At 69.9% G+C, this 17,108-nt stretch carries 13 protein-coding genes and 1 tRNA gene; 4 read left to right on the top strand and 10 right to left on the bottom strand.

What is annotated here, in order from left to right:
* Positions 1 to 26 precede the first annotated feature (26 nt).
* The 7 genes from AC3WOH_RS09705 to AC3WOH_RS09675 form a co-directional block, all read right to left on the bottom strand.
* Positions 27 to 692 (bottom strand): response regulator, encoded by a 666-nt coding sequence (locus tag AC3WOH_RS09705; protein WP_184861424.1) that lies wholly within the window; start codon positions 690 to 692, stop codon positions 27 to 29.
* A gap of 47 nt (positions 693 to 739) precedes the next feature.
* The gene (locus AC3WOH_RS09700) at positions 740 to 1,765 is read right to left on the bottom strand and encodes a Bug family tripartite tricarboxylate transporter substrate binding protein (RefSeq protein ID WP_492229148.1); all 1,026 of its coding nucleotides are present in this window, start codon (positions 1,763 to 1,765) and stop codon (positions 740 to 742) included.
* 129 nt (positions 1,766 to 1,894) lie between these two features.
* Positions 1,895 to 3,208: a hydroxysqualene dehydroxylase HpnE gene (gene hpnE / locus AC3WOH_RS09695; RefSeq protein WP_492229147.1), complete on the bottom strand. Its 1,314-nt coding sequence runs from the start codon at positions 3,206 to 3,208 to the stop codon at positions 1,895 to 1,897.
* On the bottom strand, positions 3,205 to 4,032 hold the full coding sequence (locus tag AC3WOH_RS09690; protein WP_492229146.1) for a hypothetical protein: 828 nt from the start codon (positions 4,030 to 4,032) through the stop codon (positions 3,205 to 3,207). Before AC3WOH_RS09690 ends, hpnE begins: the two co-directional genes overlap by 4 nt.
* A 19-nt stretch (positions 4,033 to 4,051) precedes the next feature.
* Positions 4,052 to 4,891 (bottom strand): presqualene diphosphate synthase HpnD, encoded by an 840-nt coding sequence (gene hpnD, locus AC3WOH_RS09685; protein ID WP_184861665.1) that lies wholly within the window; start codon positions 4,889 to 4,891, stop codon positions 4,052 to 4,054.
* Positions 4,892 to 5,002: 111 nt separating this feature from the next.
* On the bottom strand, positions 5,003 to 6,316 hold the full coding sequence (locus AC3WOH_RS09680) for an HD-GYP domain-containing protein (protein WP_492229145.1): 1,314 nt from the start codon (positions 6,314 to 6,316) through the stop codon (positions 5,003 to 5,005).
* Positions 6,317 to 6,435: 119 nt separating this feature from the next.
* The gene (locus AC3WOH_RS09675; RefSeq protein WP_492229144.1) at positions 6,436 to 7,332 is read right to left on the bottom strand and encodes an amino acid ABC transporter substrate-binding protein; all 897 of its coding nucleotides are present in this window, start codon (positions 7,330 to 7,332) and stop codon (positions 6,436 to 6,438) included.
* A 211-nt stretch (positions 7,333 to 7,543) separates the two neighbouring features.
* On the opposite strand from AC3WOH_RS09675, the gene AC3WOH_RS09670 reads away from it, so the two are divergent.
* From AC3WOH_RS09670 to pdxR, 3 genes are all read left to right on the top strand, one after another.
* A tRNA-Arg gene (locus AC3WOH_RS09670) sits at positions 7,544 to 7,618 on the top strand.
* 20 nt (positions 7,619 to 7,638) lie between these two features.
* Positions 7,639 to 10,056 (top strand): hypothetical protein, encoded by a 2,418-nt coding sequence (locus AC3WOH_RS09665; protein WP_492229143.1) that lies wholly within the window; start codon positions 7,639 to 7,641, stop codon positions 10,054 to 10,056.
* A gap of 79 nt (positions 10,057 to 10,135) precedes the next feature.
* A complete protein-coding gene (pdxR, locus tag AC3WOH_RS09660; RefSeq protein ID WP_492229142.1) occupies positions 10,136 to 11,575 on the top strand; it encodes a MocR-like pyridoxine biosynthesis transcription factor PdxR in 1,440 nt (479 codons plus the stop codon).
* Positions 11,576 to 11,579: 4 nt separating this feature from the next.
* Here pdxR and AC3WOH_RS09655 read toward each other — a convergent pair whose 3' ends face one another.
* Genes AC3WOH_RS09655 through AC3WOH_RS09645 form a run of 3 tightly spaced genes read right to left on the bottom strand, consistent with a single transcriptional unit; the run spans position 11,580 to position 13,222 of the window.
* The gene (locus AC3WOH_RS09655) at positions 11,580 to 12,041 is read right to left on the bottom strand and encodes a carboxymuconolactone decarboxylase family protein (protein WP_492229141.1); all 462 of its coding nucleotides are present in this window, start codon (positions 12,039 to 12,041) and stop codon (positions 11,580 to 11,582) included.
* 39 nt (positions 12,042 to 12,080) lie between these two features.
* Positions 12,081 to 12,716 (bottom strand): FMN-dependent NADH-azoreductase, encoded by a 636-nt coding sequence (locus tag AC3WOH_RS09650; RefSeq protein WP_492229140.1) that lies wholly within the window; start codon positions 12,714 to 12,716, stop codon positions 12,081 to 12,083.
* Entirely contained in the window at positions 12,713 to 13,222 is a 510-nt protein-coding gene (locus tag AC3WOH_RS09645) for a GNAT family N-acetyltransferase (protein WP_492229139.1), read from the bottom strand. The genes AC3WOH_RS09650 and AC3WOH_RS09645 overlap by 4 nt, the downstream gene beginning before the upstream one ends.
* 400 nt (positions 13,223 to 13,622) lie before the next feature.
* On the opposite strand from AC3WOH_RS09645, the gene AC3WOH_RS09640 reads away from it, so the two are divergent.
* On the top strand, positions 13,623 to 17,063 hold the full coding sequence (locus tag AC3WOH_RS09640) for a DEAD/DEAH box helicase (RefSeq protein WP_492229138.1): 3,441 nt from the start codon (positions 13,623 to 13,625) through the stop codon (positions 17,061 to 17,063).
* Positions 17,064 to 17,108 lie beyond the last annotated feature (45 nt).

The following is a 17,108-nucleotide window of genomic DNA, read 5'->3' as shown; positions in this document are numbered from 1 at the left end:
CAACCACAGAGAACGAGCCGAAGCCATCACTCCTGCTCCAACGCATACCCGAGCCCGCGCAGCGTAGTGATCCTCACCCCACTCCCATCCAACCGCTTCCTCAACCGATGCACAAACACCTCAACCGCTTCAGGATGCACATCCTCCTCATCCGAAAACACCCGGTCCAGTATCTGCTGCTTAGAAAACGGTTCCCCACTGCGCTGCACCAGCACCCGCAGCACCGCCTGCTCCCGTGGCGAGAGGGCCAGCGGCTCGCCGTGCAGCACGAACTGCTTGCGCGCCCCGTCGTACACCAAGGGCCCGCACGCCAGGCGCGGGTGCTCGGTGCCGCGCGCGCGGCGCACCAGGGCATGCAGGCGGGCTTCGAGCTCGGCCAGCTCGAAGGGCTTGGCGAGGAAGTCGTCGGCACCGGCGTTGAGCGAGCGCACGCGCTCGTCGAGCGAGTCGCGCGCGGTCAGGATCAGCGCGGGCAGGCGCTGGTCGCGCTCGCGCAGGCGCTGCAGCACGGCGTGGCCGTCCAGGCCGGGCAGGCCCAGGTCGAGCACCAGGGCGTCGTGGTCGCGCTGCTGCAGCGCGCGGTCGGCCAGGCGGCCGTCGGTCACCCATTCCACCTGGATGCCGGCGTGCTCCAGCGCGCGGCTCAGCCAGGTGCCCAGGGTGTGTTCGTCTTCGGCCAGGAGGATGCGCATAGTCGTAGTGGCCTGATGCTACCTGCCTCGCACGCAGGCGCGGCGCTTCAGTCCGGTTTCACCTTGGCGCGGAGCAGCACCTTCTTCCAGCGCGCCTGCTCGGCCGCGATGAACTGCGCGAACTGCGCGGGCGTGTCGCCGATGGCCTCGGCCGCATCGGCATTCAGCCGCTCCAGCGAGCCTTGCGACTTGACGGCCTTGGCGGTCTCGGCGGCCAGCTTGTCCAGGTTGGCGGGTGCCAGGTTGGCCGGGGCCAGCATGCCGTACCACTGCGTCATCTCAAAACCAGGGAAGCCCTGCTCGGCCACGGTGCCCACGTCGGGCAGCTGGGGCAGGCGCTTGGCCGATCCGGTGGCGATGCAGCGCACCTTGCCCGACTTGATGAAGGGCAGGATGGCCGCGGCACCTACGGCCGAGGCATCCACGCGGCCCGAGAGCAGGTCAGTCAGCATCGGGCCGGTGCCGCGATAGGGCACGTGCAGCATGAACACGTCGGCCGTCATCTTCAGGTACTCGAAGGCCAGGTGGCCGGCGCTGCCGTTGCCGGCCGAACCGTAGCTGAGCTTGCCGGGCTTGCTCTTCACGTAGGCGATGAACTCGCGCAGGTTCTTGGCCGGCACGTCGGGGTGCACCACGTACAGGCTGGGTACCTTGGCCAGCAGGCTCACGGGCTTGAAGTCCTTGTTGGGGTCGTAGGGCAGCTTGTCGAAGATGAAGGGGTTCACCGCCAGTGTGCCGATGTGGCCCAGGATCAGGGTGTGCTGGTCTTCCGCACGCGCCACTTCCGACATGGCGATGTTGCCGGCCGCGCCGGGCTTGTTGTCCACGAACACGCTCTGGCCCAGGGTCTTGGTCAGCTCGGCCGCGGTGGAACGCGCCACGATCTCCGAGCTGCCGCCGGGCGCGAAGGGCACCACGAAGCGCACGGACTTGGCGGGCCAGACAGCCTGGGCCTGGGCCATGCCGGGCAGCAGGCCCGCGAGGGCGGCGGCGCCGCCGGCGGACAGCAGCTGGCGGCGGCGCGCGTTCAGCGGAGAAAAAGCGGGGTCGTGGGGGGCGAGGAATGCATGCATGGGGTTGTCTCCGTCAGAAGCGGCTCGAAAGGAAAAAATGGCCTGCGCCAATGGTGGCGCGGGCCTGCTTTCGGAATGCTGTCAGTCGGCCCCCATCCTCAGCGTTTGGGGTGCTTGAATGCTCGGGGTTTACCCTGGTTCGGCAGCCAGCGCCGCCGCGGCCGTGCCACACAGCACGGCGCCTTCCAGCGTGGCGGGGTAGGGCCCGTCCACATAGTCGCCACAGGCCACCAGGCCGGGCGCCACGGCCATGCCGGGGCGCACCAGGCCGGGCGTGCAGGCAAAGGTGGCGCGCTTTTCCACCACGGTCTGCAGCGCCTGCAGGCCGGGCAGGCCCAGTTGCTTGCCAGCCTGGCGCAGCACCTGGTCCGTGACCACGGAGCGCTCGCCGGTGCTGGCACTCACCACGAAGGCCAGCACACCGTGCAGGCCATCGAGCTGCCCGCGGTCAAAAACGAACTGGGCAGGCAGTTCGGCGCTGTTGCGCAGTGCCACCATGGGCTGCGCCAGCCGCGCACCGGTGCCATGGGCGTACACCGTGGTGATGGCTTCGAAGCGCAAGCCATCGGCCGCGCTGCACCACTGCTGGCGCGCGGCATCGTGCGCCGCCGGCACACCCGTGGCTGCGGCGACCAGACGGCTTGCCTCCCAGGGCGGGCAGGCCAGGTTGATGTGGTCATAGGGGCCGTGGAAGTCCGTGCCCTGCAGTCCCCAGCGCCCATCGGGCTGCTGCGCGATGCCTTGCACGCGCTGCCCCGCATGCACGGCGCCGCCATGCTGCGCGGCCAGCCAGCGTGCCGCCGCCTCGGGGAACAGGGCGCCCAGGTTCTCGCGCGGCAGCAGCAGGTTGGAACCGCCCCGGCCGCTGAACAGGCTGTCGCGCAGCACGCGTAGGAAGACCTGGCCGCTGGCCTCGTGGGCGGGGGTGTTCAGGGCCGACACGCACAGCGGGTCGATGAACTCGGCCACCAGCCGCTTCGGCAGGCCGGCGCACAGCTGCGCCACCGAGGTTTCGGGCGCGCAGCGGAAACCGCCCAGTTGCCAGCCGCTGGCCGCGCGCAGCAGCGCGAGCTTGTCGCGCCAGCCCCAGCCGCGCGCGCGGGCAATGCCCAGCACGGCGTCGAAGGGCGGTGGCAGGTCGGGCAGGGCCAGGCCTGTGCCGTCGGGGAACCGCAGCGCCAACGGCAGGCGCAGCAGCGCTTTCTCGGCGTCCACGCCCACCAGGCGCATCAGGCGCAGGCTTTCGGTGTAGGCGCCAATCAGGATGTGCTGGCCGTTGTCCAGTGTGGCGGGTGTGCCGTCGGGCAGGGTCGCCGGCACCGCGCGGGCACGGCCGCCCACGGTGCGCGCAGACTCCAGCACGGTGACGGCATGGCCGGCCTGCGCGTGGGCGATGGCCGCGGCCATGCCGGCCCAGCCGGCGCCGATGACCGCGACCTTCATGTGGCCGCGGGCCGGGGCTTGGCGGGGGCTGCCGTGGCGCTGGCAGCCGCGGCCTTGCAGGCGGCCTGCACGTCGGCCGGCGCGGTGCGCAGCACGGCGGGGTCGGTGCAGCGATCGCGCAATTCCTTCTGCGCCGCGCGGTGGCCGGCCGATGCGGCATGCGCCAGCAGGCGCAGCCCGGCCAGGCTCATCTCGGCTGCGGCTGATGGCGAAGGGCCCGCTGCGGCCGGCGATGGCTGGGCTGTGGCGCCGGCCTTGACCGGCACCGGCACGGGCGGGGCGGGTTGCGGCAGCGTCTTGGCGCCGTGCACCTGGGGCATGCGCTCGATCACGCTGAAATCGCCGGTCTTGCCCGCTTGCGCCACCATGCGCTGGTACAGGCCCATCATGGCGGCCGTGTCGCTGCCCGTGAGGCTGGCAGCGGGCTTGGCCAGGTACACGGCCACCTCGGGCGGCAGCGCGGCATTGACGGCGCTGAACCCGTGCGCTGCGCCGCCAGCGGCGTCGGCTGTGCCGGCCGCCTTGCCACCGGCACGGGCCGCGTCATCGGCCAGCGTGGCGGCCCCGGCACCTGCGGCGGCTGCTTTTCCGGCCGTGCCTGCCGCGGTGGCCGCCTCGCCGGCGCCACCCGCGGCCCCGGCCGCACCCGCAGCCCCTGCCGCCTTGCCCGCGGTACCACCGGCCGCCTTGCCAGCACCACCGGCGGCCTTGCCGAGCAGGCCCCAGAAGGCGTGCGCGGGAGGGGGCAGCACGGTGGCGCCCAGGGCTATTGCGAGCAGGGCGGCGCCGGCCAAATGCGTGCGTATGGGGGCGTGGCGGTTCATGGCGGCTTTCCGTGGGGGACTACATGCGGCCCAGTGCCTGCACCTTCCAGGCCAGCCAGAACTTGCGCAGCGGTGTCAGGCGGATGCGCTGGTGCAGCACCTGGAAGTTGTCGCGTTCGATCTCGCGCAGCAGGGTGCGGTAGATGCTGGCCATCATCAGTCCGGGCTTTTGCGCGCGGCGGTCGGCGTCGGGCAGCAGGGCCAGGGCCTCGTCGTAGGTGCGGTGCGCGCGCTCGGCCTGGAACTTCATGAGCGCGGTGAAACGGTCCGAGTACTGGCGCTTGAGGATCTCGTGCGCCTTCACGTCGAACTGCTGCAGCTCGGCCACGGGCAGGTAGATGCGGCCCATCATCGCGTCCTCGCCCACGTCGCGGATGATGTTGGTCAGCTGGAAGGCGCGGCCCAGGGTGTGGGCGTACTGCGTGGTGCGCTCGTCGGTCTGGCCGAAGATGCGTGCCGTGACTTCGCCCACGATGCCCGCCACCAGGTGGCAGTACTGGGTGAGGCCGGCGAAATCCAGGTAGCGCGTCTGCTCCAGGTCCATCTGGCAGCCGTCGATCACGGCCTGCAGGTGGCGCTGCTCGATGCCGTAATCGGCCGCGAGCGGCATCAGCGCCTGCATCACGGGGTGGGTGGGCTGGCCTGCATAGGCCTTGGCCACCTCGGCCTGCCACCAGGCCAGCTTGGTGCGGGCCACCCCAGGGTCGCTCACCTCGTCGACCACATCGTCCACTTCGCGGCAGAACGCATAGAAGGCCGTGATGGCCGCACGGCGCGGCGCCGGCAGGAACAGGAAGGCGTAGTAGAAGCTGCTTCCGGAGGCGACGGCTTTTTGTTGTACGTACTGCTGCGGTGTCATGGGGTGTGATTGTCCCATGTCCGGGCGACTGCCCGGTGGCGGGCGGGATTTGGTGGCAGGGCAGTCAGCCGCCTGTCACAAAAGGATGGGCAGCTATGTTTTTGATACCGTTTACAGCCGCTCGCTTGCCCAGTCGCACCAGTTGGCCACGGCCGCGTCGCCCGGCGTGGCGCGCTTTCCCAGGTCGGGCCAGCGGCGGTGGCAGGCGTTGAGCACGCTTTGCAGCTGGAAGATGGCTTCGCGCCCCACCAGGGCCACCTCGGCCAGGCCCACGGCATCGCCCTGCAGCTGGGCCATCAGGTCGGCCTGGTGCTGCGGGTGCGAGCCGGCCTCCACCAGGGCCTTTTGCAATGCCATCAGCCGGGCATCGGTGAACGCGAAGGCGCTGGCGGGGGGCATGGCCTTGAGCATGGCCGGGGGCAGGGCGGTCTTGAGTTCGTCCCATTTCATGAAGGCATCGGCCAGCAGTTCGGCCTGGCGCGGGGCATCGTTGCCCAGCGGCATCAGGGCCGATTCGCGTGCCACCTCTTCCTGCAACAGCGGCAGGATGTGCCCCACCAGTGCCGACGGAAACTTGCGGTGGTTCAGGCGCAGCACCAGCGACAGGCGCTGCGCCGGCATGTCGTCGTATTTCTCGAAGAAGGCGGCCACCACCTCGGCCAGCATCAGGATGCGGCCCATGGACGAGATGCCCGCGCCCGCGAGGCCGCGTGGGTAACCTGTGCCGTCCATGCGCTCGTGGTGTTCCAGCACCGCGTCGGCCACGGCCTGGGGGTAGGCCTTGCTGTCGCGCACCATCAGCATGGAGGTGATGGGGTGGGCCACCAGGTGCTTGCGTTGCACGCCCACCACCTTGAAATCGGGGTCGTTCCAGGCCGGGTCCATGTGCAGCACGCCCAGGTCGTGCAGCAGGGCCGCGGCCGCCAGTGCGCCCAGGTCGCGCTCGGCGGTCTTGAGGCCCAGAAACACCGACACCATCATCATGCGCACGCTGTGCAGGTACAGCGCGGGGCGCTTGTCGCGCATCACCGTGAGCTTGCAGGCAATCGGCATGGGCAGGGCGACGGCGCGCAGCGGTGCCAGCAGCCGGGCGCCGGAGCCTATGGCCTCGGAGAGCAGGCTGCACAGGACATCCTGCTCGGCCAGGTCCTGCCCGGTGGCCACCAGGGCTTCCGCGTTCACGGGGTTTTCCACCGATAGGTGGCTGTCGATGGGCTCGCGCAGCTTGTGCTGCACCAGTCGGTCGTACAGGCGGCTGTCGATGCGCGCGCCCTTTTCCACCAGTTTGATGCCGTTGTCGGTGTAGATGGCCGCACCGGCCACCACCGTGCGCTCATCGGCCATGTCCGTCAGCGCGCGCAGGTAGTGGGGGCTGTCGCCCGCGTCCACACCGTCCGGCAAAGATGCGTCTGTCGTGCTCGTCATTCGATAGTTACAAATTATTGCTATCGACTATAAAGCGACCCAGGCCCGCCGCGCCCTGAATTTTGGCCGGTTGTCAGCAAGTGAAAGGAGGCTTGATCCGGATCAAGCCCCCAAGGCCACTAGAACGCGATCTGCTCGACCCCGATGTCGCTGGGCCGGCGCAGGGCTTCCTTCATGAAGATGCTCATCGGCAGCGTGCCCTGATCGGCGCTGAACCACTTCTTGTACAGAGCCGTCATCTCTCCGCCCTGGATCATGCGGCGCGTGACGCGGTCCACCAGTTCCTTGAACTTGGGGTCGCCGCGGCGCAGGCCGATGCTGTAGGGCTCCACCGAAAGGCGCTTTTCCAGGAAGACGTAGTCGTCCATGGACTTGCCCAGGCGGGTGAGCGGGATCCAGATGCCGGCGTCGTCGGCAAAGGCCGCATCGGCCTGGCCCTTGGCCAGCGCGTTCACGGCGTCCAGCGTGCTCTCCACCGGCACATACTCGAACTTGCGGTTGAAGGTACGCTCGTTGGCCTTGAGCAGGTTTTCGTTGGTGGTCTTGGCCTGCACGGCGATCTTCTTGTTCTGCAGGTCGTCCAGCGTCTTGATGCCCGAGTTCTTGCGCACCAGGAAGGCCGAGGACGCCACGAAGATGTGGTGGCTGAAGGAAATCTCCTTTTGCCGCGCCGCCGTGTTGGCCGTGCCGCCGCACTCCAGGTCCACCACGTTGTCCTTCACGTCGCTGATGCGGTTCTTGCCGTCCACCAGCAGGTACTTGAGCTTGAGGTCCGGGCGCTTGAGCTCCTTCTTGATCTCTTCATAGATCTGCAGGCAGATGTCCACCGTGTAGCCCTGCACCTTGCCGCTGGTGGCGTCCTTGTACGAGAAGGGCAGCGATTTCTCACGGTGCCCCAGGCGCAGCTCGCCCGCGCTGGCAATGCGCGCCAGCGTGTCTTCGGCCCAGGCGGGTGCATTGGCCAGCAACAGCGCCGCCATCAGCGCCCCATGGCGCAGCATCGAAACAGATTTCATGGAAGGAAGAAAAGAAAAGGAACCAGGCGGATACCCGAGGAAAAAGCGCCAGGGAACCTTGTGGGCCACCAGGCGGTGGGCGGATTGTGAAGCGGCTGTGGCCGCTTTGCCACTTTCTCGCCCCGGGGGCGTCGGCATTCCGCCACATCGGGGGTGCCGGACCGCCCATGGCCCTGTGATAAAAAGCAGGCGATTGCATGCCACCGATTGTTCCGGGGTAGTTCATCGGTAGAACGCTTGGCTCCGGACCGAGAGGGAGCTGGTTCGACTCCAGCCCCCGGATCCAGCCACACACCACCCACCGGAATGACACCAGAGCACCAGGGGCCGCCCGGCGCCGAACCACCTGCCGTCGGTACCGGCTACGCCACGGCGCAACTGGCCCGCGCCTTGTCGCGCGCCCAGCGCGAAACCGACCCCTCAGCCCAGCTCCAGGCCCAGGGGCATGTGGAGCGCTGGACGGCCGCGCTGCTGGGCCAGGTCGCGGGCACCCTGCAGCCAGGCGAGCGCACCCCTGTCAAGGACATGCCTGCCTGGGCCACGCTCGAGGTGGTGCGCGGCGGCTTTGTTACCGGCGCCGTGCTTTCTGGCGGACCGTTGCAGCCCCACGAGCACGATCTGCTGCTGGCGCTGGGCATGCAGCCCGCCACCGATGCCGATGCGCGCGAGGCCCTGAACGTGTGGTTCCTCACCGAGCCGGGCCAGGCACGCCTTGGGCAATGGCTGCAATCGGGCTGCTATGCCATCGACGTGCCCGAGGAGGGCGCGTTGCTCGCCGTGGCGCAGTTGCTGCGGCAAGGGCACGGGGATGCGGCGCGCCAGGTGGTGGATGCGCTGGCGCCGTACTTCAGCCGCCTGCGCTTTTATCCCCGCCCGGTGGCCACAGCGCCACCTGCCCAGGGCCGGCGCGTGCATCTGCAGGACGCGGGCACGACGGTGGGGCAATTGCAGGACACGCCTGCCAATCCGCGGGTGGATCGGCAAAAGGAATCCGTCACCGTCTGGACACCGCTGTACGACGAAATTGTGGCGCTCTTTCTGGACACCGTGGTGGGCGATCCACCCCGCGCGCGGCGCCAGGCCGATGGGGGCTGGCAGCGCACACCTGCCGGTGGCTTTGTCATCGATGGCGGCTGGCCCGCAGAGCACTACCCCGAGGGATGGGAGGTGCGTGCCCACGCGCTGCTGCAGCGCTTCGAGCAGTTGCAGCAGCACACGCTGTGCAGCCGACCGCATCGCAGCAAGACCAGCCTGGGTTCGCTGCTGGTGCTGCTCGCCCAGCGCCTGCGCACACCCGAGCGCTTTGCGCGCCGCGAGGCCGGGCGGGTGCGCCTGGTGCTGGCGCGCTACGTGTCCACCCATGGCTTGCCGGCTTCGCGAACCTGCCAGCACCAGCGCGCCTTGCAGTGGGGCCATGCCAATGCGCCCAGCCACCGCCAGATCGCCCGGCAGGTGGCTGCGCGCCTGCATGCCCACCCCGCGGATGAGGGCCTGGACGACATGGGCGGTGTGCTCTTGCCGGTGCAACCGGAAGAGACCCGGGCCAGCGGCCTGCCGGAGGGCCCCCTCGTGCCTGCGTCGGTGCACAGGAAGGTGCAACGCTGCCTGGCGGCCCCGCTGCAGGAGCTGGTACGCCTGGGGGTCGTCACTTCGGCCGAAGTGCTGGCCACCTTGGTTCCGCAGATCACGGCGCGCCTGCGTGCAGAGGCCATGGTCGACGAAGCCTGCGGCCGGCTCTACGCGGCGATCTATGCGGCGTTTCGCCAGCGGCGCTCCCTGCTGCTGCTCAACCTCGCCCGGCAGGTGCAACTGGAGGAGTTGCCCTGGCTGGCGGCACTTGGCCGGCATTCCAGCCGCAAGGCCGATGCCCATGGCGAAACGGACCCTGCTGCGCTCCAGGTACTGCGCGAGGTGGTGGTGCTGTCGCTGACGGCGTTTCCCTTTGCCATCCTGCCCAACAAGCTGGTTCGAGAGCTGGATGCCCTGGCCCGCACCGCCGGCCTGGGGGACTTGCCCCTGACCGAGGAAGTGGCCGCCGACATCTTCATGGGCCGCTTTTCTGCCAAGTACGCCAGCGCCGCATTGCAAGCCTGGCGCGTGGTGCAAGGCACCATCTATGCGCGCTACTACGGTATCGAGCTCGATGCCGAGCTGGTCACCTCCAGCTGGCTTGGTCGTTTGAAAACGGGCAAGGTGCAGCCGCCTTCCCTGGATGAGCAGTTTTCCGACCTTTGCACCCGGCGTGCGGGCACGGCGCCCGGCAAGGGGTTCAGCGTGGCCCGCAACGGCACCATCATTGAGCAGCAGCAGGTGCTCACCACGCACAACCTGGCGGTGCTGGTGGGGCAGTTGGGCCTTCAGCAGCCAATGGCGGCACACTTCATGTCCATGGCGCAGGAGTGCTTTGCCTGGGTCTTGCAGCGGCTGCAGGTGCGGGTGCATGCATCGGACTGGCACAGCCGCCTGGTGCATACCAAGAACGCGGCCTATGCCTGGCGGCAGATGGTGTTCTTTCTGGCCATGTTGGAGCCGTTGGAGCGCAAGGGCGAAGCGGTCGAGGACTTCTTGCGCTGGGCCCACGAGCAACTGGCCGCCCAGCCCCGGGCTTTTGCGGCGCGGCTGCGTCCCGCCCTGGTGGGGCTGGCGCAGTCCGCGTCCGGCCCCGTGCGCGAGGATGGGCGTGTCTTTCTGGGCTGGAGCCAGGGCGTGCACTGGCTGGGGTGATGCCCGGTCGCTGGCATGATCGACGGCCAGCCGTTGCCTCAGTGCCCTTGCCCGGCGTGCGCGCTCCCGCTCCATGACCATGCCCCACACCGTTTCTGCCCCACCCGCACCTGCCCTGCACCTGGCGCTGGACCGCAGCGCGCGCGAGCCCGTCACCGAGCAGATCCGCAAGGCGCTGCATGCCGCCATTGCCCAGGGGCGGCTGGCGCCGGGCGCGCGCCTGCCGTCCTGGCGCGACCTGGCCTCGCAGCTGGGCGTGGCGCGCGGCACGGTGCGTGCGGCCTACGAGGCATTGATCGATGCGCAGCTCATCGTGGCCCTGGGCGCGGCGGGCACCTTCGTGGGGCGCCACGGGGTGTCTGCACCGCCGCCTGGGGCGGTGGCCTCTGCGACCGCCGTGCTGCGCGACCCGGTGGCCAACTACCCGCGCAGCGTGAGCGGCGTGTTCCAGATGGGGGTGCCCGCGCAGGACGCCTTTCCGGCCAAGGTGTGGGAGCGCACCGTGGCCCGCGCTGCCCGGGAATCGGCCCATGCCCCGCTGCGCTACCCCGACCCGCGCGGCGAGGCGCTGTTGCGCGCGGCCATTGCTGCCTACCTGGCGGTGGCACGCGGCATGGCCTGCAGCGCGGCGCAGGTGTACATCACCAGCGGGCACACGGCAGCCATTGCCCTGGCGGTGCAGGCCCTGGGCCTGAGCGGCCAGGCCTGGAGCGAAGACCCCGGCTACCCGCTCACGCGCCGCACGCTGGCGGCCCTGGGCCTGGCCTGCGTGCCGGTGCCGGTGGATGCGCAGGGCCTGGATGTGGCGGCCGGAATGGCCGTTGCGCCCCAGGCGGCGCTGGCGGTGGTTACCCCGGGGCAGCAGGCGCCGCTCGGGGCTGCGCTGTCGGTGGAGCGCCGGCAGGCCTTGCTGGGCTGGGCGGCGCAGGCCGGCGCCTGGGTGCTGGAAGACGATTACCTGGGCGAGCTGCAGCTGCCGCCCGGCCGGGCCCTGTCGGCGCTGGCCGCGCGGGACCCGGCAGGGCGTGTGCTGCATGTCGGCACTTTCAGCAAGACCATCAACCCGTCGCTGCGCCTCGGATTTCTCGTTGTGCCGGCCGCCCAGGTGGCGCGCTTCGATGAAGCGGCGGCGCTGTTCGGTTCGGCGCCGGGGCCGCTGCTGCAGCACGCGGTGGCGCAGTTTCTGCAGGGCGGCCACCTGTTGCGCCACCTGCGCCGCATGAAGCAGCTCTATGCCGGGCGGCGCGATGCCATTCTCTGCAGCCTGCGGGCCGAGGGGGCGACCTGCCGTGCGGCAGGGCTCGCGGTGCTGCTGCGCCTGCCCCCGGGCATGGACGATGTGGCGCTGACCCTGCAGGCCCGCCAGCAGGGTCTGGCACCGGTGCCGCTGTCGCCCTGGTATGCCGACCCGCAGCCCCACCACGCCGGCCTGGTGCTGGGCGTGGCCAATGTGCCCGAGGGCGAGGCCGCCGCGCACTGCCGGCAGCTGTTGGGCTTGGTTGGGGGCAGCCAGCCCTGATCGCTCAGGCGGCCGCTGCAGCCGCCGCCTGCGGTACCAGGCGCATTCCCACGCCCAGGCGGTTGAAGGCGCTCATCAAACAGATGGCCATGGTCAGGTCCACCACTTCGCGCTCGCTGAAGACGCGGGAGACCGCGGCAAAGTCTTCGTCGGGGGCTCCCGTCTGGTCCACGCGCGCCAGCACCTCGGCCCAGGCCAGCGCAGCGCTCTCGCGGGCGTCGAACAGGGCACCGGCCTCGCGCCAGGCAGGCACCAGCACGAGCTTGTCCACGCTGACACCGTGCTTGAGCAGATCGCGCGAGTGCATGTCAATGCAGTACGCGCAGCCATTGATCTGGGACACGCGCAGGTAGACCAGGTCGATCAACACGGTGGGAAGGCCGCACTGGGACACATAGGCGCTGGCGGCATAGAAGCCCTTGGCGGCGTTGGGGGCGATCTTGGAATGGTCAAGGCGTTGGGTCATGGAAATTTCTGGAAGAAAAGGGACAAAAAATGGGGCTGCTCAGGCAGCCAATGCATTGGCGCCTTGGGGCGCCAGCACGGCATCCAGCACCGCCGTGGCTTCGCTCCAGGCCTGGGCCACGCGCTCGGGGCCGAAGACCAGGCCCTGCAGGGGAAAGAAGTGCAGCGTGCGCAGGCCCATGGTGTTGAGCGCCGCCTGCAGGTAGGGCGTGACGAAGTCGGGCTGGTTGGCGCGTGCGCCGGTGTAGAAGCCGCCCGAGGCCACGGCGATGTACACCGGCCGGTCGCGCAGCAGGCCGCGCTTGCCCTCGGGCGAGGGGACGAAGGTGTGGTGGATGCGCAGCACATGGTCCACCCAGGCCTTCAGGCACGAGGGGATGGTGTAGTTGTGCATGGGCAGGCCGATCACGATGGCGGTGGCCGCGTCCAGCTCGGCAATCAACTGTTCCGACCGGGCCAGGCTGTCCAGGGAACCCGCGTTGCGGGTGTCGGCCGGCCTGCCCGCCAGTGCGTGGGCGTATGGACCGTCTACATGCGGCAGAGGGGCCCAGGCCAGGTCGCGCAGGGTGACTTCGGCCGGCTGCAGGCGCTCCACGATGCGGTAGGAGAAGCGGGTGCTCTGCGAAGCCTCGGCGCGCGCGCTGCAGGTGATGTGCAGGATGTTCCGCGCGGTCATGCGGCCGCCTTTCCCAGCGGACGTCCAAAGCGCATGGCCTGTGTCAGCAGCCCCTGGCGGAAGTAAAAGCGCTGGGCCAGTGCATTGGACAGGCCGGTGTCCAGCACCAGGCAGGTGCAGCCCTCCTGCTCGCCAATGCGCGCCATGGCGTCCATCAGCGCCTGGCCCCAGCGCGCGCCGCGCGCCGTGTCCAGCGTGACCAGGTCATCCACGTACAGATAGCGCCCATAGATCAGGTTCTCTGCCAGGCGGTAGCCGCCCAGCGCCACGGCGGTGTGGCGGTCCTGCCATGCGGCCAGGATGCGGTAGTGGTCGGCGCGCATGCGGTGCACGCGCGCGATGAAGTCCTCGGCATTCGGCAGCCGGGGGCGCAACTGCTGCACTACGGGCCAGCAGGCCAGGAGGTCGGCGTCGCTGTCGGCATGGCGCAGCGCCGGGCCGGGAGATGCTTCGCCGGCCTCAGGCGGTGCCAGGCGGCTCGGGGGAGGGGGTGTGTGAAGGTCCATGGGGTGGACTGTAAGCAGGCACCCGGCCCGGCGGTAGCACCAAGAATTGGCGTTGGGCATGGACCATGCGGTGCCTGCCGCCGGTCTGCGCGGCGCTGCGTGCCAGGCTTTTTTGTGGTGTGGCGGCACCAGGTGCAGGCCCCTGCTTCGGCAGGGGGGCTGGGAGCGGCGCCCAGTCGCATGTAACATGCTTGGCTGCGCGCATTTTTGGATAGCCATGCCCTCCCTCCCAGCCAACCGCCCTGACGCCGGGGAGGGCACCGCCGATCTGTCCATGCCGCACGAAGCCACACAGGGTACGAGGGAGGTCGCCCATGCCATTGCCGCAGATCAGGAACATCGCCCGCCGGCCCATGCCGGTCCACACCCGCCGCCTGCGCTGAACGGGCTGCCTGCTTCCGTGGACCGCGCTCCGTTTTCCCTCTCGCTCCCCGCCGTGGCGCCCCGGCCGGCGGGCGCACGTGCGGGCCAGCCGGCGCCTGCGGCACCCGCCGGGCAGGTGTCGGTGCCCGTGCCGGCCGCGGTGCAGGCCCAGGCACAGGCGGGTGATGGCGAGGCCCGGGACGCCCTGGCCGCGCTGGAGTCGGCTTCCTCCGCGAGCCTGCATGCCGCGCCGGACTCGGCCCACGCCATCCTGTCCGCCTGGTTGTCGCTCGAGGTGCTGGCCCCGCTGGCCTACACCGATCCGGCAACCCTGGTCGGTGGCGACCGTGCCTCCATCGCCCGGGTCGATGGCGAACCTCTGCCGTGGCAGCGCGGTGAGCAGTCCTACAAGCCGCCCTTCCGGCTGTTCTACCTGGTGGTGCTGGGCGAGGTCAGCATGGAAATGTGCATGACCGACCTGCTGTCCTCGTTCGGCAAGGACGAGGAGACGCGCACCTACCAGCGGCACCGGGCGCCGATCGCCATGGCCATCGTGGACCAGGACGGCCAGCTCGCGGGGCCCGATACGGTGTCCATCTCCAGCTTCGCGTGGGGCGTGCCGGCGGTGTTGCGCGGCAAGGCCGGCGCGCTGGCGCGCTGGCCCGAGGCCGAGAAGCTGCTGCGCGAGCAGCTGCAGCGGCGCCTGGCCCGCGTGGACGGCGAGGGCCGGCCCCTGCCGCTCGACCTGAGGACCATCAACGACAGCCATGGCTGGTTGTGCGCCACCCTGGGCCTGCGCCCCGACCATGTGCTGCCGCCCAGCTTCGTGGCGCGGCTGTACCGCCACCCCAAGCTGGAGGGCGCGCCGGACTCGCCGCCCATCAACTCCTTCTACCTCGACGACCTGGCCAAGGCGCGCGCCATGGTGGATGGCGGGGCCGCGCCCGAAGCCCTGCTGCGCTACCTGTCCGTGCTGAAACCCGCGGCCGTGGGCGATCTGCTCAAGGACACGGCCGGCATTGCCGAGCTGATCGCCCCCGCGCGCTTTCCGCCCGCACGCTGGCCCAGCCGGGGCAGCCACCCGGTGGTGACGCTGCAGCAGGCGGCCGTGAACGCGGCGCGTGCGGAGTTCGCTGGCGACAGGCAGGGCATTCTGGCGGTGAATGGACCGCCCGGCACCGGCAAGATGACCTTGCTGCGCGACCTGGTGGCCCACTGCGTGGAGAGCCGCGCGGCCCGGCTGGCGGAGTTCGACGATCCGAACAAGGCCTTCATCCCCACGGGCCAGAAGTTCCAGCTGGGCGATGGCGAATTTCTCCACCTGCACGGGCTGGATCCCCGGATCAAGGGCTTCGAGGTGCTGGTCGCGTCGAGCAACAACAAGGCGGTGGAAAACGTCAGCCGCGAGCTGCCTTCCGGCCGCAGCATCGAGCCCGGCCCGCGCTACTTTGCCGCCACCGCGCGGGCCCTGCTGTATGGCGAGGAGCGCAACTTCCCTGCCGACCCTGCCGACCATCCCTGGGGGCTGATGGCTGCGGCCCTGGGCAACAGCCGCAACCGCCGGGATTTTCGCCAGCGCTTCTGGCTGCACGAGGATTTCGGTTTTTCCACTTACCTCAAGGCGGCGCGCGGGCTGGACGTGTCGCGGCCGGAGCCCGCCGCCGAAGGCCAGCCGCCGCGCATGGTGGCCCCCCGCATCGTCGCTGCCGAACGGCCGCTGAGCGGCGATGCTGCAATGCAGCAATGGAAGCGCACCCGCAAGTCCTTCATCGACCTCAAGCACTCGGTCGAAGGCATCCTGGCCCGGCTGGAAGAGGCGCGCACCCTGGCGCCCCGCCTGACCCGGCTGCGCGATGAGGTCAACCAGCTGTACACCCGGCACAAGACCGTCGCCCGGTCCCTGAGCACGGCGGCGGCGGCCTATGCCCTGGCCATCGAGGGATCGAGCAAGGCCCGCGCTGCTGTCCTGGCGGCCGAGCGCGAGCTGCAGGCCCTGCAGGCGGCCCGCCCCGGTGTCTCGGCGCGGGTGTTCGTCTCGGAGGCGTTCCGGCGCTGGATGTCGGAGGCCTCCGCGCGCGAGGGCGTGCACCGCGAGGCCGTGCGCGCCGAAGCGCAGGCCCAGTCCGAGCTGGAAGCCGCCGCGCAGCGACAAAAGAGCTTTGCCGAGGACCTGGGGCTCACCAACGCCCAGCTCGAGACCGCGCAGCGGGAGGTCGAGAGCCTGGGCGCCCAGCTCCGGGAGGCCTATGCCCGCATCGGCGACCGCTTCGTCGACGAATCCTTCTTCGAGCGTGGCCACGAGGCCTGGAACCTGGCCGTGCCCTGGCTCGACGACCAGATCCACCAGCAGCGTGAAAAACTGTTCGTCGCCGCGCTCGACGTGCACAAGGCCTTCGTCACCGTGGCCGCGCACAAGATGGAGCACAACTTGGGGGTGCTCATGGCGGCCCTGCAGTCGGGCACCTTCCCGGATGCGGCGCGGCGCCAGCTGCTGCCGGACCTGTGGTCCAGCCTGTTCCTGGTGGTACCCGTGGTGTCCACCACCTTTGCCTCCGTCCACCGCATGCTGGGGGATCTGCCCGCGGCATCGTTCGGCTGGCTGCTGGTCGACGAGGCCGGGCAGGCCACGCCCCAGGCGGCCGTGGGCGCGATCCTGCGGGCGCGGCGCGCGGTCATCGTGGGCGACACGCTGCAGATTCCTCCCGTGGTCACCATTCCCGAGAACCTGGTCAACCAGATCTCGCTGCAGCAGCGCGTGGACCGCAGCCTCTGGTGTGCACCGCAGGCCTCCGTGCAGACCCTGGCCGACAGCGCCAGCACCATCCAGGCCTGTTTCCGCACGCCCGAGGGCACGCGCACCGTGGGCCTGCCGCTGCTGGTGCGCCGCCGCTTCCAGGAGCCCATGTTCGGCGTCTCCAATGCCATTGCCTATGACAACCGCATGGTGCCGGCCATGGGGCCCGACAGCGTGGGCGATGTCGCCGACATCCTGGGCCCCTCGGCCTGGTTCGACCCCGACACCAGTTCCACCGCCAGCGCCCCCAAGTGGAGCGCCGAAGAAGGCCAGGTGGTCATGCGCATGCTGCGCAAGCTGGCCCGCGCGGGCGTGCAGAACCCCGACATCTACGTGATCTGCCCCTTCCGCGTGGTGGCGCAGGAGATGCGCCTGCTGCTGCGCGCCGAACCCCAGCTGTTCGAGCTCTTCGGGGTCGATGCGCGCAAGTGGCTCGACGAGCGCGTGGGCACCATCCATACCTTCCAGGGCAAGGAAGCCGAAGCCGTGATCGCTGTGCTGGGCGCCCCCATGGCGGGCGAAAAGAATGCCCGCCAGTGGGCGGGCGGCGTGCCCAATATCCTCAACGTCATGGCCTCGCGCGCCAAGTCACGGCTGTACGTGGTGGGCTCGCGCACCGCCTGGGGCAGCGTGGGCCATTTCGCGGAACTGGCACGGCAGGTGCCCAAGCGGACGTTCGGGTGAGTGCAGCAGGTGCGGGTCCGCACCTGCAACTGCAATGGGCGGACC

It is taken from the genome of Acidovorax sp. FW305-C-20-28 (genome assembly GCF_058783375.1).
The sequence above is the reverse complement of the archived record's forward strand: the minus strand, read 5'-3'. Positions and strand labels throughout refer to the sequence as shown.

What these genes read in the sequence shown, in the direction of transcription:
- AC3WOH_RS09645 (WP_492229139.1), bottom strand. Translation starts at nt 13,222, where the DNA reads ATGGACCTTCACACACCCCCTCCCCCGAGCCGCCTGGCACCGCCTGAG.
- hpnD (WP_184861665.1), bottom strand. Translation starts at nt 4,891, where the DNA reads ATGACACCGCAGCAGTACGTACAACAAAAAGCCGTCGCCTCCGGAAGC.
- AC3WOH_RS09665 (WP_492229143.1), top strand. Translation starts at nt 7,639, where the DNA reads ATGACACCAGAGCACCAGGGGCCGCCCGGCGCCGAACCACCTGCCGTC.
- AC3WOH_RS09655 (WP_492229141.1), bottom strand. Translation starts at nt 12,041, where the DNA reads ATGACCCAACGCCTTGACCATTCCAAGATCGCCCCCAACGCCGCCAAG.
- pdxR (WP_492229142.1), top strand. Translation starts at nt 10,136, where the DNA reads ATGCCCCACACCGTTTCTGCCCCACCCGCACCTGCCCTGCACCTGGCG.
- AC3WOH_RS09650 (WP_492229140.1), bottom strand. Translation starts at nt 12,716, where the DNA reads ATGACCGCGCGGAACATCCTGCACATCACCTGCAGCGCGCGCGCCGAG.
- AC3WOH_RS09680 (WP_492229145.1), bottom strand. Translation starts at nt 6,316, where the DNA reads ATGACGAGCACGACAGACGCATCTTTGCCGGACGGTGTGGACGCGGGC.
- AC3WOH_RS09675 (WP_492229144.1), bottom strand. Translation starts at nt 7,332, where the DNA reads ATGAAATCTGTTTCGATGCTGCGCCATGGGGCGCTGATGGCGGCGCTG.
- AC3WOH_RS09705 (WP_184861424.1), bottom strand. Translation starts at nt 692, where the DNA reads ATGCGCATCCTCCTGGCCGAAGACGAACACACCCTGGGCACCTGGCTG.
- AC3WOH_RS09700 (WP_492229148.1), bottom strand. Translation starts at nt 1,765, where the DNA reads ATGCATGCATTCCTCGCCCCCCACGACCCCGCTTTTTCTCCGCTGAAC.
- AC3WOH_RS09690 (WP_492229146.1), bottom strand. Translation starts at nt 4,032, where the DNA reads ATGAACCGCCACGCCCCCATACGCACGCATTTGGCCGGCGCCGCCCTG.
- hpnE (WP_492229147.1), bottom strand. Translation starts at nt 3,208, where the DNA reads ATGAAGGTCGCGGTCATCGGCGCCGGCTGGGCCGGCATGGCCGCGGCC.